The 15,968-nt window shown below is 59.6% G+C and carries 12 protein-coding genes; all 12 read left to right on the top strand.

Translation table 11 applies throughout. The features are described from left to right. The first annotated feature begins 140 nt into the window (after nucleotides 1–140). The 12 genes from COHPA_RS0103835 (at nucleotide 141) to COHPA_RS0103780 (ending at nucleotide 15,951) form a co-directional block, all read left to right on the top strand. Nucleotides 141–1,043: an aldo/keto reductase gene (locus tag COHPA_RS0103835; RefSeq protein ID WP_027084878.1), complete on the top strand. Its 903-nt coding sequence runs from the start codon at nucleotides 141–143 to the stop codon at nucleotides 1,041–1,043. A 133-nt stretch (nucleotides 1,044–1,176) separates the two neighbouring features. Beyond that, nucleotides 1,177–1,569 carry a hypothetical protein gene (locus COHPA_RS26020; RefSeq protein ID WP_027084877.1) on the top strand — a complete coding sequence of 131 codons (393 nt, stop codon included), beginning with the start codon at nucleotides 1,177–1,179 and terminating at the stop codon, nucleotides 1,567–1,569. A gap of 14 nt (nucleotides 1,570–1,583) precedes the next feature. Continuing rightward, the gene (locus tag COHPA_RS0103825; protein WP_027084876.1) at nucleotides 1,584–2,318 is read left to right on the top strand and encodes a response regulator transcription factor; all 735 of its coding nucleotides are present in this window, start codon (nucleotides 1,584–1,586) and stop codon (nucleotides 2,316–2,318) included. Continuing rightward, nucleotides 2,315–3,364: a sensor histidine kinase gene (locus COHPA_RS0103820; RefSeq protein ID WP_027084875.1), complete on the top strand. Its 1,050-nt coding sequence runs from the start codon at nucleotides 2,315–2,317 to the stop codon at nucleotides 3,362–3,364. The genes COHPA_RS0103825 and COHPA_RS0103820 overlap by 4 nt, the downstream gene beginning before the upstream one ends. Before the next feature lie 60 nt (nucleotides 3,365–3,424). After that, nucleotides 3,425–4,660, top strand: coding sequence for a molybdopterin-dependent oxidoreductase (locus COHPA_RS0103815; protein ID WP_027084874.1), 1,236 nt, complete (start codon nucleotides 3,425–3,427; stop codon nucleotides 4,658–4,660). A gap of 127 nt (nucleotides 4,661–4,787) precedes the next feature. Further along, nucleotides 4,788–5,462, top strand: a complete 675-nt coding sequence (gene nth, locus COHPA_RS0103810; protein WP_027084873.1) for an endonuclease III — start codon at nucleotides 4,788–4,790, stop codon at nucleotides 5,460–5,462. Beyond that, nucleotides 5,459–9,160 (top strand): dynamin family protein, encoded by a 3,702-nt coding sequence (locus COHPA_RS0103805; RefSeq protein WP_027084872.1) that lies wholly within the window; start codon nucleotides 5,459–5,461, stop codon nucleotides 9,158–9,160. Before nth ends, COHPA_RS0103805 begins: the two co-directional genes overlap by 4 nt. Nucleotides 9,161–9,419: 259 nt before the next feature. Next, nucleotides 9,420–11,204, top strand: coding sequence for an ABC transporter ATP-binding protein (locus COHPA_RS0103800; RefSeq protein ID WP_027084871.1), 1,785 nt, complete (start codon nucleotides 9,420–9,422; stop codon nucleotides 11,202–11,204). After that, nucleotides 11,201–13,000 (top strand): ABC transporter ATP-binding protein, encoded by a 1,800-nt coding sequence (locus COHPA_RS0103795; RefSeq protein WP_027084870.1) that lies wholly within the window; start codon nucleotides 11,201–11,203, stop codon nucleotides 12,998–13,000. Before COHPA_RS0103800 ends, COHPA_RS0103795 begins: the two co-directional genes overlap by 4 nt. A 161-nt stretch (nucleotides 13,001–13,161) precedes the next feature. Further along, the gene (locus COHPA_RS0103790; RefSeq protein WP_027084869.1) at nucleotides 13,162–13,977 is read left to right on the top strand and encodes a GDSL-type esterase/lipase family protein; all 816 of its coding nucleotides are present in this window, start codon (nucleotides 13,162–13,164) and stop codon (nucleotides 13,975–13,977) included. Nucleotides 13,978–13,994: 17 nt separating this feature from the next. After that, a complete protein-coding gene (locus COHPA_RS0103785) occupies nucleotides 13,995–14,969 on the top strand; it encodes an ABC transporter ATP-binding protein (protein WP_027084868.1) in 975 nt (324 codons plus the stop codon). After that, nucleotides 14,962–15,951, top strand: a complete 990-nt coding sequence (locus COHPA_RS0103780; RefSeq protein ID WP_027084867.1) for an ABC transporter permease — start codon at nucleotides 14,962–14,964, stop codon at nucleotides 15,949–15,951. The genes COHPA_RS0103785 and COHPA_RS0103780 overlap by 8 nt, the downstream gene beginning before the upstream one ends. Nucleotides 15,952–15,968 lie beyond the last annotated feature (17 nt).

Below are 15,968 nucleotides of genomic sequence, written 5' to 3'. Positions count from 1 at the left end.
ATTAGGGTATCATCTCCTGAACTTCCAACAATATGCGGTTGTCTTGGACAGACGGGAATGTTCGCTAGGCATGCAAGCGGAGAGTAGTATAATGGAAGAAACAAACAGGAATGCCTGTCGCATAAGGAGTGTATCCCGAATTGAAAATGAATCGAATAGGCGGCTCCGAGCTGCTCGTCGGAGAAATCGGACTCGGCTGCATGTCGCTCGGTACGGAAGAGCGGATGGCGATCGGCATCCTACACGAGGCGCTCGACCGCGGCGTTAATCTGCTCGATACGGCGGACTTGTACGACGCGGGTCGCAATGAGGAATTGGTCGGCAAAGCGATCCGGGGGCGGCGCGATCGCGTCGTGCTGGCGACCAAGGTCGGCAACCGGCGTGTACCCGGACGGAGCGGGTGGTCGTGGGACCCGTCCAAGGCGTATATCTTGAGCGCCGTTCAAGAGAGTTTGCGCCGGCTCGGCACGGACTATATCGACCTTTACCAACTGCACGGCGGTACGCTCGACGATCCGATCGAGGAAACGATCGAAGCGTTCGAGCAGTTGAAGAAGGAAGGCGTAATTCGCGCGTACGGCATCTCGTCGATTCGCCCGAACGTCATTCGCGAATACGTCGCGCGTTCAGGCATCGTAAGCGTCATGAATCCTTATAGTATCGTCGATCGCCGCGCCGAGGAAGACGTACTGCCGCTGTTACGGGAGTCCGGCATCAGCGTTATCGCGCGCGGACCGCTCTCCAGCGGAGCGCTTGCGGCGAACCGGGAACCGGATAAGGGCGTGCCGGATTATGAGCTGGAAGAGCTTGTTCGGTTGCGGGTGAGGTTGGAGCCGCTGACGAATGACGGGCGAAGCTTGACGCAGTTGGCCATTCGATACTCGCTTAGCCATCCCGCGGTCGCGGCAACCGTTCCTGGAGCTAGCTCCCGCGAGCAGTTGATCCTTAATCTAGCGGCTGCGGACGTGCCGGAGCTGACTGAAGACGAGGTGCGTCTCGTGCGCAGCCTCAGCATAGCGAATCGCTACGCGTTGCACAGATAGGCTGCGGATGTAAGGCTTTCGTAAGAATTATCTTATACAATGGCAATACATTCGTTGCGAATCGGTTAGTTCTTTCCCTTAAGCTATGAGAGTGTTCCGCAAGGAAACCGATCATGGAAGGGGAAAAGGGAGAATGAAGAAGAGATTGTGGATGGCCGCGCTGATCGCAGGATTGTCGCTTGCGTTAAGCGCCTGCGGGGACAACGGCAATAACGGCAACATGAACGACAAGGCGCCCGCTAGCGCCGGCATGTCCGACTCGGATATGAAGAGCGACGACATGACGAAGGACGACATGACGAAGGACGACATGACGAAGGACGACATGACGAAAGACGACATGACGAAAGACGACATGATGAAGGACGACATGATGAAGGACGACATGATGAAGGACGGCATGACGAAGGACGACATGACGAAGGACGACATGATGAAGGACGACATGATGAAGGACGACATGACGAAGGACGACATGATGAAGGACGACATGATGAAGGACGACATGACGAAGGACGACATGTAGTTAGGAGGAGCACGATGGCGGCTGCCCGGATCGTCGTTGCGGATGACGAACGCAATATTACGGACGTATGCAAACGCTACCTGGAGCGTGAAGGTTACGAGGTCTGGGCGGCTGCCGACGGCGAGGAAGCGCTCTCGCTGTGGCGGGAGCACGCACCGGATTTGCTGGTATTGGATTACATGATGCCGAGACGGGACGGCTTGCAGGTGTGCGACGAAGTGCGCCGGACGAAGGATACGCCGATCATTATGCTGACGGCGCGCGGCGAAGAAGCGGACCGTCTGCTAGGCTTGACGATGGGCGCGGACGATTACATGACGAAGCCTTTCAGCCCGCGGGAGCTCGTGCTAAGAGTGCGTAACATACTTAGAAGAAGCGGCATCGGCTCACCGTCCGCCGCGTTACCCCGCGAACCGAGCGCGGAAGACAGGTCTACGCATCTCGGCTTCGACGGGCTGACCATTCACGTCGATGAACGCAGAGTCGTCGTGCAAGACAGGGAGATTGAACTGACCGTCAAGGAATTCGATTTGCTGCATCTGATGGCTACGTATCCCGGGAAAGTGTTCTCGCGCAACCAACTGCTGAACGCCGTATGGGATATGGCTTATGAAGGGGACGCTTCCACCGTGACGGTTCACGTTCGCAGGCTACGAGAGAAGCTGGAACCGAATCCCTCCGATCCGATTTGGATCAAGACGGTGTGGGGTATCGGCTATAAGCTGGAAAGCAAAGGGGCGACGACGTGAAGCTGCGCACTTACTTGCTGTTAGCCAATTGCATCAGCATAGCGTTCATCATCGGTTTCCTGCTCGTATCGTTCCAATACATGCTCGTTACCAAGAAGCAGCTCGTCTGGCTCGTTACCGCGACGATCGGCTCGGGCATCGCCTCGGCGGGCCTGCACTTCCTGCTCGTCCGCCCATTGGAGTCGTCTGTCCGGCGCATGCGGGACGGAGCGGCGAGCATTGCTTCCGGCGATCTGAAAGCCCGCGTGACGCAACAAACGAGACTAGCCGAATTCAGGGATCTGGCTGTTCAGTTTAACGCGATGGGGGCCAGCCTGGATCGCAGCTTCGCTCAAGTAAAGGCCGCGGAACGCGCGCAGCGGGAACTCGTCGCCAACATCGCTCACGATCTGCGGACGCCGCTAGCCTCCTTGCAGTCTTACGCGGAGGCGCTCGAGGACGGAATCGTTCAAGACGAAGAGTCGTTCGGCAGATACGTGTCCACGATCCGGTCGGAGACGATCCGACTGGGCGAGCTTATTCAAGACGTATTCGACCTGTCGACATTAGACGCGGATAAGGCAATGAACAATCCGGACGCCCAAAGCGAGGCCGCCGTCTTCGAAGATTCGCTGGTCGGGCTGCTGTCTCGCTTCGCCCCGCAATTGAACGCGAAGTCGCTGCATCTTCGCGTGCTGGCGCCGGAGCGTTCCCTCGCGATCCGGATGTCCGCCGTACATCTCGTGCGAGTGCTGCAGAATTTGATCGAGAACGCCGTTCGCCACTCGCCGGAAGGCGGCATTATCGTCGTGGAAGCGAAGGAGCTGCCTGAGCGCCGAATACGGATATGCGTGACCGACGAGGGGGCGGGCATACCGCCGGAGGAACGCGAGCGGATATTCGAGCGGTTCTATCGGGTGGAAAAGTCGCGCAACCGCGCGGGCGGCGGTTCCGGGCTCGGACTCTCCATCGCCAAGCTGCTCGTCGAGCAATACGGCGGCGAGATCGGGGTCGAGCCGGCGACAGGGCAAGGAAGCCGGTTCTGGTTCACGGTACGGGAGGCGTAAACGGAACGGACGGCGCAAATGCATGGAACTAACTATCATTCGATGCGGAGGGATGTCCGGATGTCAGAGTTATGGCAAAAGCTGCGTAAGGGCTACGGCAAGAAGCTGGCCGCGCTGCATGCGTGGAACGGATGGATCGTCGCCTTCCTCGCGCTGTCCGGCCTCATTCTGCTGAACGGCTACTGGAGAGGCGTGCTCGGGGAAAGCCGCGTTTGGCTGAAACAGGCTCATATCTACATCGGTCTGATCTCGCTGTTGCCGGTTCTCTATTATTTGCTGCTCGCAGGCAAGCATTGGAAGCAACTTAAGGATAAGCCGTGGCAGAAATTCAACGTGCTCGTCGTGCTCGCCCTGCTGCTCGGCTGGTTAATCTCCGGGGCCGTACTGTGGCAGTTTCATCTTGCCGGCCCGCGCGCGTCGAACGCGGCGCTGTTCATCCACGACGCGCTCACTTGGGTCGGGCTTCCTTATATCATCTATCACTCGGTCACCCGGGTGAAGTGGCTCAAGGAGCCCGGCCGCAGAGCCGTGCAGACGGGGAAGGCGGCGCAGCCTCTTCATCCGGCGGCGCCGCAGCCCGTATACACTCGCAGAGCTTTCATCCGCGGCGCGGTCGGGGTCGGCTTGGCCGTAACCGTCGGCCCTTCGTTCCTGAAGTGGATCGGCCGGACGATCGGTCCGATCGGCGGCGGCCAGAACATCGACAAGCTGATCGAGAATAACGCCAACCGTCTCGCGCCCGATCCGCTGCCGCAGCCGGCTTCGTCTCCGCCGATCGGGGGCGGCGCGCAAGGATTTTTCCGCGTGTACACGGTTACGTCCATACCTTCCTTCAATAACGACAATTGGTCGTTCGCGATCGACGGTCTCGTCGACCGGCCGATGAAGTGGAAGTGGGAATCGTTTCTACAATTAAAGCGTTCGGTGCAGGTTAGCGATTTTCATTGCGTCACCGGCTGGTCGGTATACGACAATACGTGGGAAGGCATCCCGGTCAAGCGGTTTTTGGAAATGGTCGGCGTCAAGAACGAAGCGAAATCGGCGATATTCCACTCCGGCGACGGCGTGTACACGAGCGGCATTACGCTGGAGCAGCTGGCTAAGGACGACGCGATGGTCGCCGTTCTGCACGACGGCAAGCCGATTCCGAGCGATCTCGGCGGACCGGTTCGCCTGATCATGCCGAAGATGTACGCCTACAAATCGGTCAAATGGTTGTCAAGGATCGAGCTCATCGAAGGGGAACATATCGGCTATTGGGAGCAGCGAGGTTACAAGAACGAAGCATGGGTATAAAAGAATCGATGATCGGGACTGCCTGCGGGCGGTCCCGTTCTGCTTTGTTTAGCGGCGAGGGGCTATTGCCGGGCGGTCTATCTTTCGGTACACTGAAATAATGACTTAGTATGGATGAGGAGAAGCTATGAAAGCGACGAAGATACGGCAAACGCTGGATACGATAGCCGAGATGTTTCCCGATGCGCGATGCGAGCTGGTCCACGACAATCCGTTCGAGCTGACGATCGCGGTGCTTCTATCGGCGCAATGCACGGACGAGACGGTGAACAAGGTAACGGCGGATTTGTTCCGCAAGTACAAGACGCCGGAAGACTATCTAAGCGTGCCGCTCGAGGAGCTGGAGAACGATATCCGCCGAATCGGTTTATTCCGGAATAAGGCGGCGAACATACAGAAACTGTGCAGAATCGTCATCGACAAGCACGGAGGGGAAATTCCGCGCGAGCATCATCTGCTGACCGAGCTGCCGGGCGTCGGAAGAAAGACGGCGAACGTCGTCATGTCCAACGCGTTCGACGTGCCCGCGATCGCGGTCGATACGCACGTCGAGCGCGTGTCGAAGCGCCTTGGCATCGCGAAGCCGGACGATTCGGTGCTCGAGGTCGAGAAGAAGCTCATGCGCAAAGTCCCTCGGGACGAATGGACGATCACTCATCATAGACTCATATTTTTCGGACGTTACCATTGCAAGGCGCAAAACCCGAAATGCGAGATTTGCCCGTTGATCGAGCATTGCAAGGAAGGGAAAGCCCGCATGACCAAGACGCCGGGAACGAAGAAAAGGAGCGTAACCTCGTGAGCCATATCGACATGCAAGCTCCTATCGAGATTGCGGATGAAGAGCGCCTGCGATTAACCGAATACCGAACCGCGTTAACGCGCATGGCCGAAAGCGTCATGTCCCAAGGCGACGCGGTTCAGGCCGATAAGCTGCGGGAATTGAACGATAAGCTAGGCAGCGGGCGGTTGACCGTCGCGTTCTGCGGACATTTCTCCGCGGGCAAATCGACGCTCGTGAACGCGCTGTGCGGCGCGGAGCTGTTGCCGTCCTCGCCGATCCCGACGAGCGCGAACGTCGTGACGATCGTGAACGGCGAGCCGTTCGCCGAGACGGTTTTCCACGAAGCGTCGGGCGAGGCGCACGCAGCGAGACGTATCGGCGTCGAAGAGCTGCACGGCTATGCCGTAGACGGGGAAGGCGTATCGACGATTCGCGTCTCTTACCCGATTCCTTTGCTCGGCGAGCAGCTCGCGCTCGTAGATACGCCCGGAGTCGACTCGACGGACGGCTCTCACCGCGCCGCCACGGAATCCGCGCTCCATCTCGCGGACGTCGTCTTCTACGTGACGGATTACAACCACGTGCAGTCGGAAGTAAACTTCCGCTTCCTGCGCAGCTTGGCGAGATGGGGCAAACCGACGTACGTCGTCGTGAACCAAATCGATAAGCATCGCGAAGACCAGCTCTCGTTCCCGGAGTTCGAGCGCAGCTTGCGCCAAGCGCTGAAGCAGTGGGATATCGAGCCTGCGGGCGTTCTGTTCCTCTCCATGAGGGAGAAGGACCATCCGCTTTCCCAATGGGAAGAGATGAATCGGATGCTGCGCGACTTGCAGCCGTTAGCCGCGCCGCTCATGATTCGCAGCGCGGAGCGCTCGGCGATCTATCTCGCGGAGCAATTCAAGGAGACGCTGCGAGCCAGCGATAGGGAAGAGAGAGAACGGCTGCAGCGAACGGTCGGAGAACAATCGGACGCGCAGAGAGCCGAAGCTAGGGCTAGCCTGATCGCCGGGCTGGACGAAGCGCGGCGCGCAGGAGACGTTCGCCGCGAGAAGTTCCGCCACGAGCTCGACCGCTTGCTCGGCAACGCGAACTTGACGCCGGCGGAAACCCGCGAGAAGGCGCAGCGCGTGCTCGAGGCGATGCAGCCGGGCTTTAAAGCGGGCTGGTTGTCCGGCGCGGCGAAGACCGAAGCGGAGCGCGACAGAAGGCTAACGCTTCTGACGAACGACTTTAGCGGGCAGATTAGCGGCCATCTGGTCGGACACCTACGCGAACTGCTTAGGCAAGAAGCCAAGAGCGCGGGAGCGGAAGGCGCTTCGTTCGAGCAGACGCTCGACGCGGCTTTCGCTCCGGTCGGCGGCGACTGGCTGAAATCGCTCGTGAAGCCGGGAGCCGGAGCGGACGGTCAAGCGACGCTGCACTACTCGGCGGAGATCAGCGCCGAGCTGAAGTCGCTCTACCGGAAAGCGGCTCTCGGCGTATTCGACGAGCTTGAAGCGGGCCGCAGCTCGGAACGGGACGAGGCCGTTGCCGCCGTGCAGCTTCAGTTAGCGGAGCTGGATGACCGGGACGCGGCCGCGAGCGAGATCGAGAAGCTCGAGGCATCGGCGCGCGAGCAAGAACGGCGGTTGCTGGAGGCGCTGCCAGCTTCGCCGGCTAACGATACGATCGCATTGCCCGTACCTGCTAGCATTAGCGCGAGCCGCATGGAAGCGATGGCGGCATCGGCCGAGACGGCGCATTCGGCGGTGAGCATGGCCGTCCCACGGGCCGGAGCGAATGCCGCTGCCGAGACGGCGGGCGAGCAAACGCCAAGCGCCGGCGATCCGCAAGGAGCGGCGGACCTGCTCGAACGCGCCGCCGCGCAATTGCGCAGGCTGCCGGCGCTTAGCGCCATGGCGGACGGCCTCTCGGCCAAAGCCGCGCGGTTCCGCGACAAGCGGTTCACGATCGCGCTGTTCGGCGCGTTCAGCGCGGGCAAGTCGTCGTTCGCCAACGTGCTCGTCGGCCAATCCGTGCTGCCCGTGTCGCCGAACCCGACGACGTCCGCGATCAACCGCATTCTAGCGCCGTCCGATGGCGAGACGGCAGGATCTGCGCGCATCACGATGAAATCGAAGGAAGCCTTCGCCGAGGATATCCGCCTATCGCTAAGACGCATCGGCATCGACAGATCCGAATTGGGCGCGGCGGGCGATAATATCGAGCGCATGCTCGCGCTCAAAGCCCGGATCAGCGCGGACGAGCTGCATCCGCGAGGACGCCCTCACCTGGCGTTCTTGAACGCGGCGGAGACCGGCTGGTCCGAGTACGGCAAGCTGCTCGGCAGCAGCTTCGTCGCGGGCGAAGAAACGTACCGCATGTACGCGGCGGCAGAGCAAGCGGCTTGCTACGTCGCGGAAATCGATCTGTATATCGATTCCCCGCTGACGAGAAGCGGCGCCGTGCTCGTCGACACGCCGGGGGCGGACTCGATCAACGCCCGCCATACGGGCGTGGCGTTCCAGTACATTAAGAACGCCGACGCGGTGCTGTTCGTCACTTACTATAACCATGCGTTCACCGAAGCCGACCGCGAGTTTCTGAACCAGCTCGGCAGCGTCAAGGACGTATTCGAGCTCGACAAAATGTTTTTCGTCATCAACGCCTCCGATCTCGCGTCTTCGGAAGCCGAGCTCGCCTCCGTGTGCGACCACGTGGAGACGCAGCTATCGAAGCACGGCATCCGGGGCGCCCGGTTGTTCCCGGTATCGAGCCTGCTCGGCATTCAAGCGAAGCAGCGCGGCGACCGGGAAGCGCTAGCGCGCTCGGGGGTCGCCGCGTTCGAGCAAGCGTTCCAGACGTTCTCCGAGCAGGAGCTCGGCGGGCTGGCGTTAGCGGCGGCGCGCAAGGAGCTGGACCGCGTCGATAAGCTGCTGGAAAGCTGGCTGCGGTCGGCGAACGCCGACGCCGGCACGCGGGAAGCGAAAGCGCGCAGGCTGCAGCTTGAAGCGGAGTCGTGGATCGCGCAAGGGGAAGCGATGCTTCCGCCGGCCGCGGCGCAGCCGTTGCTGCAGGAAGCCGGCGAGCAGCTGTACCATCTCCGGCAGCGGGTCCGCTTCCGGTTCAACGCGCATTTTCAATCGGCTTTCCATCCGTCGGTGCTGCAGGACGACGGACGCGATCTGAAGAAGCTGCTCGTCGCCTGCTACGGAGATTTGCAGCGCGCGATCGGCGAGGATCTGCTGCAAGAGCTGCGTTCCGCTGGGCTACGGCTGGAAGGAGCGCTTAACGGCATTATCGATAACGTCATTCAGACGAAAGCGTCGGCCGGAGGCATGGCGGAGGAAGGATTCACGCCCGAACCCGCCAGGCGGGCGGCTTTGGAGTTGCCGTTGTACGAACCGTTCGCAAACGGTCCGTTCGCGGACGCGAAACGGCTGTGGAACGCCTTCCGTTCGCCGAAGGCGTTCTTCGAGAAGGATGGCAAAACCGCGCTCAGAGACGAGCTGCTGACGGAGCTGTTCCAAGAGATCGACCGCCGGTTCGAGGAACTGAAGGCGCAATGGGAGTCCGCCCTGTCCGATGCGCTGCGGCAAGCGCTCCGCGCAGCTTCCCGCGAGCTGGCCGGGCAACTGGCTGCTTTCGCTTCAAGCCTTAGCCAATCGCTGCTGGAGCCCGGCGAAGAACAACTGCTTGCCGAAGTTCTCGGCGAGTGGCGGCATATCCGTCAATAAGATTGAAATTCGGCCTTCTTCCGTCATCGCGAGCGACGGAGGGAGGCCTTTGCTTTGCCATGCGTCCGATTGCTCGGTATTTCGTTGTAACTACGGGATGTTGGGTATGATTTCCGACGATTATGGCGTTATCGGGAGAATATGGCGAAACGATGGCGGCATCCTCGGGGTTAGAGGGCCATAGAGGCCAATTTGCGAGATTGCCGGCAACATTTTAATGCGTTAAACTGCCGGTGTAAACAACGAGAGGGGGAGCATATTGGACGTTTTTCGCGCGTTAAAAGGGTTCTTCTGGCAAGATAAAAAATTCTTGCTCGGGTCAGTCATCGGGTTAGCCATTGCGACGGCGTTAGGCTTGGTGTATCCTCTTCTGCTTCGAACGTTAATCGACGATATGATCGTTCCCGGAAAGTACGACGGCGTCACGGGACTCGCCTTCGGGGCGGTCGGCATCATCGTCGTCAAAGCCGGATTCCAATATGTACACGGTTTCAGCGGCTCCCGCGTAGGCAATAGACTCGCCTACAGGCTGCGCAATAGCTCTTACGAGAAGCTGCAGCAGTTATCTTTTACTTATTACGATTCGGCGCGCACGGGCGATCTGATGTCCAGGCTGACGGCCGATATCGAGGGCATTCGGAACTTCATCGGCTTCGGTCTGGCCCAGTTGCTGAATACGATGTTCTTGGTGCTGTTCGGATTCGCGATGATGTTCGCGATCGATTGGATGCTGACGTTGGCGATCATCGCGATCATTCCTGTAATCGGTTTCGTAGCCATCCGCTTCGAGCAGAACATTCACCCGGTGTTCCGATCGATCCGCGCCGCGGTGAGCCGTCTCACGGTCAGCGTGCAGGAGAATATTACGGGCGTCAGAACGGTCAAATCGTTCGCGCGCGAGCCGTTCGAGCTGGAAAAATTCGCGGGCGGCAACGAGGATTATCGGGATAAGCACCTGAAGCTCGCGGGCGTATGGGCGAAATATTTTCCGATTATCGAGTTTATCGCGAACTTAAGCGTAGCGGCGCTGCTGCTCATCGGCGGCTGGCGCGTCATTAACGGCAGCCTGACGCTCGGCTCCCTCGTCGCCATGTCGGGGATGCTCGGCATGGTCGTCGCGCCGCTATGGGGCCTCGGATTCCAAATCAACAACTATACGCAGTCCAAAGCTTCAGGAGAACGGCTGCTCGAGCTCATGAACCAGCCGATCGCCGTCAAGAACGCCGAGATGAGCCTCGTGCTCGAGGCAGGAACGTTCCAAGGGCATATCCGATTCGACGACGTCAGCTTCCGGTACGCGAATCGTCCGAACCAGCCGTCCGCGCTTATCGGCTTCAATTTCGATGTTCCTCCCGGCTCCGTCGTCGGCCTGCTGGGCGGGACGGGCTCGGGCAAAACAAGCGCGGTGGCGCTGCTGCTGCGGGCCTACGACGTCGGCGAAGGCGCCGTAACGATAGACGGAGTCGATATTCGCCATATCGAGCTGACGAGCTTGCGCGAACAGATGGCGATCGTGTTCCAGGAGTCGTTCCTGTTCTCCGCGACGATCAAAGAGAATATTTGCTACGGCAATCCTAACGCAACGATGGAGCAGATCGAAGAGGCAGCGAGGCTGGCGCAGGCGGACGGTTTCATCCGGGAGCTGCCGCTAGGCTACGAGACGATCGTCGGAGAGCGCGGAATGGGCTTGTCCGGCGGCCAGAAGCAGCGGATCGCGATCGCCCGCGCGCTGCTGCGCAAGCCGCAGGTGCTCATTCTGGACGACGCGACGAGCGCGCTCGACATGGAGACGGAGCATCTTATCCAGCAATCGATCCGCCAAGTGATGGCCGGCCGCACCGTGTTCGTCATCGCGCACCGGATTTCGTCGCTGCGGCACTCGGACGAGATCGTCGTGCTCGACCGCGGCCGCATCGTGCAGCGGGGCGTTCACGATAAGCTGATCAAGCAGCCGGGCTTGTACCGGGAGACGTATCGCATTCAATATGCGGACCGCCCGGAAGAGCTCGACGCGGCGCCGGACGAAAGGCGGGTGACGGGATGAGCCGCAGATTCGTCTATCAGGACGACCAGACGATCGAAACGCCGTTCAACTGGAAACAGGTCGGCAGAATGTTCGTGTTCGTGAAGCCTTACCGGAAAGAAGTCGCGCGCGTGGCGTTCGTCATGACCGTGTTCGGGATGCTTTCCCGCCTAGCGATTCCCTATTTAACGTATTTGGCCATCGACCGTGCCATTCACCCCGTGGACGGCGAGGGCAGCATGAGCATGCTTGTCGCGATCGTGCTCGCGATGCTGGCGATGTACGGCATGCGCTGGTGGGCGCAGCACTACACGATCAAGCAGACGAACATCACCGGGCAGAAAGTCATCTCCGACCTTCGGACGGCTTTGTTCAAGCATATTCAGTCGCTGTCTTTCCGCTTCTTCGATAAGCGGCCGGCGGGTTCCGTTCTCGTGCGCGTCACGAACGACGTCAACTCGTTGCAAGAGGTGTTCACGAACGGCGTCATTAATACGATTATCGATATTCTCCAGCTCGTCGGCATTACGATCATTCTGCTCGTCATGGAGCCGAAGCTGGGAATCGCCGTTATGATTACGGTGCCGATCATGTTCCTCGTCTCCTCGAAGCTGCGGCGCACGATCCGGCATTGCTGGCAGGTGGTGCGGATCAAGCAGTCGCGCATCAACGCGCATTTGAACGAAAGCATCCAGGGCATACGGGTCACGCAGGCGTTCGCCCAGGAGCGGGAGAACATCGCGTTCTTCGACGACATGAACTCGAGCAACATCCGTTCGTGGAACCGCGCTTCGGCGTTCAATCAGCTGTTCGGGCCGGTGATCGAAGTGACCTCGGCCATCGGGACGCTCATTCTTCTGCTGTACGGGACCTACCTGATCAAGACCGACGCCATGACCGTCGGCGCGCTAGTCGCGTTCATCACGTACGTCGGCAGCTTCTGGGAGCCGATCACGCGCCTTGGCCAAATGTATTCGCAGTTGCTCATCTCGATGTCGTCGGCGGAACGGATCTTCGAGTTCATGGACGAGAAGCCGGCCGTTCCGGAGCGGGATAACGCGAAGAAGCTGCATGCCGTGGAAGGCCGGGTTACGCTGGACAACGTGTCGTTCGGGTATGAGGCGGACCGTCCCGCGCTAAAGGGCATTAACCTCGACGTGAAGCCGGGCATGTCGGTCGCTCTCGTCGGGCACACCGGTTCCGGCAAAAGCACGATCGTAAACTTGATCTGCCGGTTCTACGATACGGTAGAGGGCCGGGTGCTGCTTGACGGCGTAGACGTAAGAGACGTCACGATCGATAGCCTCCGCTCGCAGATCGGCATCGTCATGCAAGATACGTTCATCTTCTCCGGGACGATCCGGGACAATATCCGTTACGGGCGCCCGGACGCGACCGACGCGGAAGTCGAAGCGGCGGCGCGTTCCGTCCGTGCGCACGACTTTATCTCGATGCTGCCGGACGGTTACGATACGGAGGTGCAGGAGCGGGGCAACGCGCTCTCGGTCGGCCAGCGGCAGCTGCTCTCGTTCGCCCGGGCGCTGCTCGCCGATCCGCGCATCCTCGTGCTCGACGAAGCGACGGCGAGCATCGACACCGAGACGGAGCTTCGCATCCAAGAGGCGCTAGCGGCGCTGCTTCAAGGAAGAACGTCGTTCATCGTCGCTCACCGCTTGTCGACGATCCGTAACGCGGATCTTATCGTCGTCCTCGATCACGGCGTTATCGTCGATCAAGGCACGCACGAGGAATTGATGAGACGGCCCGGACACTACCGGGACTTGGTAGAAGCGCAATACAGGTATTTATCCGCTTAATAGAGTTGTCATAGAATGCCCGGTTGCGCCATGCTCGCAGCCGGGCTTTGCCGTTCTCCGGCGTTCGATTTGAAAAACCGCGCGAGAACCGTTATCGTGTTGCTTAAGGAATATGCAGGAAAGGAAAGTCGGCAGTAGACGCACTCGAGGGGGAGAGACGGATGAAATCTAGCATTTGGCTATGGCGCGTGCTTGGACTGACGACGCTCGCTTGTTTGATCGCGCTCGCCGTCGGCTTCGGCTGGGCGCTCAAGGATACGTGGTTCCCCGAGGACGGGCTGGCGATTCCGGAGACGGAGGATGGCGCGGCCGCGACGGGCGGAGCTTGGGCGGACAAGCCGGAGCTGTTCGTCGCTTCGCTCGGCGATTCGCTGACGTACGGAGTCGGAGATCCGACGGGGCGAGGCTATGTGAAGCGGGTGACGGACAGGCTGGGAGACGTTCTTAACAAGCCGGTGACGCTCGTGAATAACTTGGCCGTTAACGGCGCCCAAATGAAGCACTTAATCGAGAAATTCAATGAAACGGGGTTTAAATACGCGATAGCGAAAGCCGACCTCATCTTGTTCACGATCGGCGGCAACGATCTGTTCCAGCTCGCGCAGGACGGCGGATCGATTATCGAAGGCGGAGACCTCTCTCCAGAGCTGCTGAAGGATCGGCTTCCGGAGGTGACGCCGAGACTCGAGCAAGTTTTCGCGAAGCTGCGGGAATTGAACGCGGGCGCGCGTATCGTATACGTCGGCTTATACAATCCGTTCTACGACCTGGCCGAGATGAGAAGCGGCAGCGGAATCGTCGCGGAGTGGAACGCCAAAGCCTACGAGCTGGCGCAAGCCGACGGCAACGCGACGGTCGTGCCGACGTACGACCTGTTCGAGACGAACGTGACGAAATATTTGTCGCAGGACCATTTTCACCCTAACGCCGAAGGGTACGACCGCATCGCGGAAAGGATCATGCAGGCGCTCAATTAACGGAGGGGGGAAGCTTTATGGCAACGCTCGCGCAGGCGGAACGTGACATCGTATTGTCCGTGCAGGGCTTAAAAAAGAACATCGGCGGCAAACCGATCATTCGCAACGTATCGTTCGACGTGTTCGCCGGTGAAATATTCGGTTTCCTCGGACCGAACGGATCAGGCAAAACGACGACGATCCGCATGCTCGTCGATCTCGTAAAACCGACCGCGGGGCGAATACTCGTCTGCGGCGACGATATCGGCGCTCATCCCGAGCGCGCGCTATCGCACGTCGGCTGCATCGTCGAAAACCCGGAAATGTACAGCTTCATGACGGGATGGGAGAATCTCGAGCATTTTGCCCGCATGCAGCGGGGGATTACGAGGGAAAGAATCGCGGAGGTCGTCGAAATCGTCGGTCTCGACCAGCGTATCCACGATAAAGTGAAGACGTATTCGCTCGGCATGCGGCAACGGCTCGGCATCGCCCAGGCGCTGCTATGCAAACCGAAGCTGCTCATTCTCGACGAGCCGACGAACGGTCTCGATCCGAAAGGGATCAAGGAACTGCGGGAATTCATCCGCATGCTCGCCGGTACCGGCATGAGCTTGTTCATCTCCAGCCATCTGCTCAGCGAAATCCAGCTCATGTGCGACCGCGTCGCGATTATCGCCCACGGGGAGGTCATCGCCGTCGGAGAAGTAGACGCGCTCGTATCGCAAGCCGGTTCGTATACGGTGTGGCAGGTCGACAATCCGGAGGAAACGCGGCGATTGTTCGAAGCTCAGCCGGCCGTTCGGATCGTGGCCGAAGAAGAGCACCGCATCGATGAAACGATCCAGAGCGGCTGGCAAGACGCGATCGTGACGGTCATGGACGAGGCGAGCGTGTCCGCATGGGTTAACAAGCTCGTCGGCGCCGGGATCGGCGTGAGATCCGTTCAGCGCGTCGCGCCATCGCTCGAGGAACTATTCCTGAAGGTGACGGAGGGTGAGACGATTGGGTAACCTGCTCGCGCTCGTGCAGAACGAGACTTTGAAAGTGTGGAAGAAAAAACGTTTTGCCGTCATCGTCCTGATCCTGCTCATTCTTATTCCGGTGTTCGTGTACGCGCAGATGAAGATCGCCCAGACGAACGAGGAGCAATTCAAAGGGGATTGGCGCGCGAACCTGCAGGACCGCATATCCGACAATACGAGGGCGCTGAGCAGCGATCGGATACCGGAGGAATGGAAGCAATGGCGGAGGGCGCTCGTCCAGCAACTGCAGTATTATCTCGATCATGACGTAAATCCGCAGACGCCGAACGCGGTGACGTTCACGAAGCAGTTCATCGACAACGCCGTCAATCTATTCATTCCGCTGATGGTGCTTGCGATCGCTTCCGATCTTGTGTCTTCGGAACGTTCGACCGGCACGATCAAGATGCTGCTGACGAGACCGGTGCGACGATGGCGCATCTTACTGTCGAAGCTGTTGACTCTGTCGCTGTACGTTTCGCTAATCATCGTGACTACGATCGCGCTGTGTTACCTGATATCCGGAGTGATCTTCGGCTATTCCGGTTGGGATGCGCCGGTATTCGTAGGTTTCCAAGTGAACGGGGCGGAAGTGGATACGGCGAACGTGCATGCCGTCACGCAAGGCGTGTACCTGCTCATGCAAGCCGGCCTTGTATGGTTCGCCGCGATGGTCGTGGCGATTATCGGGCTTATGGTGTCGGTGCTCGTCCGCAGCACGGCCGCCAGCTTCGTGACGATGATGGCGACGATTATCGCGGGGACGATTTTGTCCGCGATGGCTTCCTCCTGGACGAACGCTAAATACATTTTCAACGTAAACCTCGAGCTAAGCTCTTATTTGCGCGGAACGCCTCCGCCGATCGAAGGGATGACGCTTGGATTCTCGCTGGCTGTTCTAGGAATTTGGGGCATCGGAGCGTTGTTCGTGTCGTTCTTCGTCTTTACGAGACAAGATATCCTGAACTAAGAGACAATCCCCTTAAG

The organism is Cohnella panacarvi Gsoil 349, from assembly GCF_000515335.1.
GTDB classification, from domain to species: domain Bacteria; phylum Bacillota; class Bacilli; order Paenibacillales; family Paenibacillaceae; genus Cohnella; species Cohnella panacarvi.
Note: the sequence above shows the minus strand (reverse complement) of the source record. Positions and strands in the feature narration are given on the sequence as shown.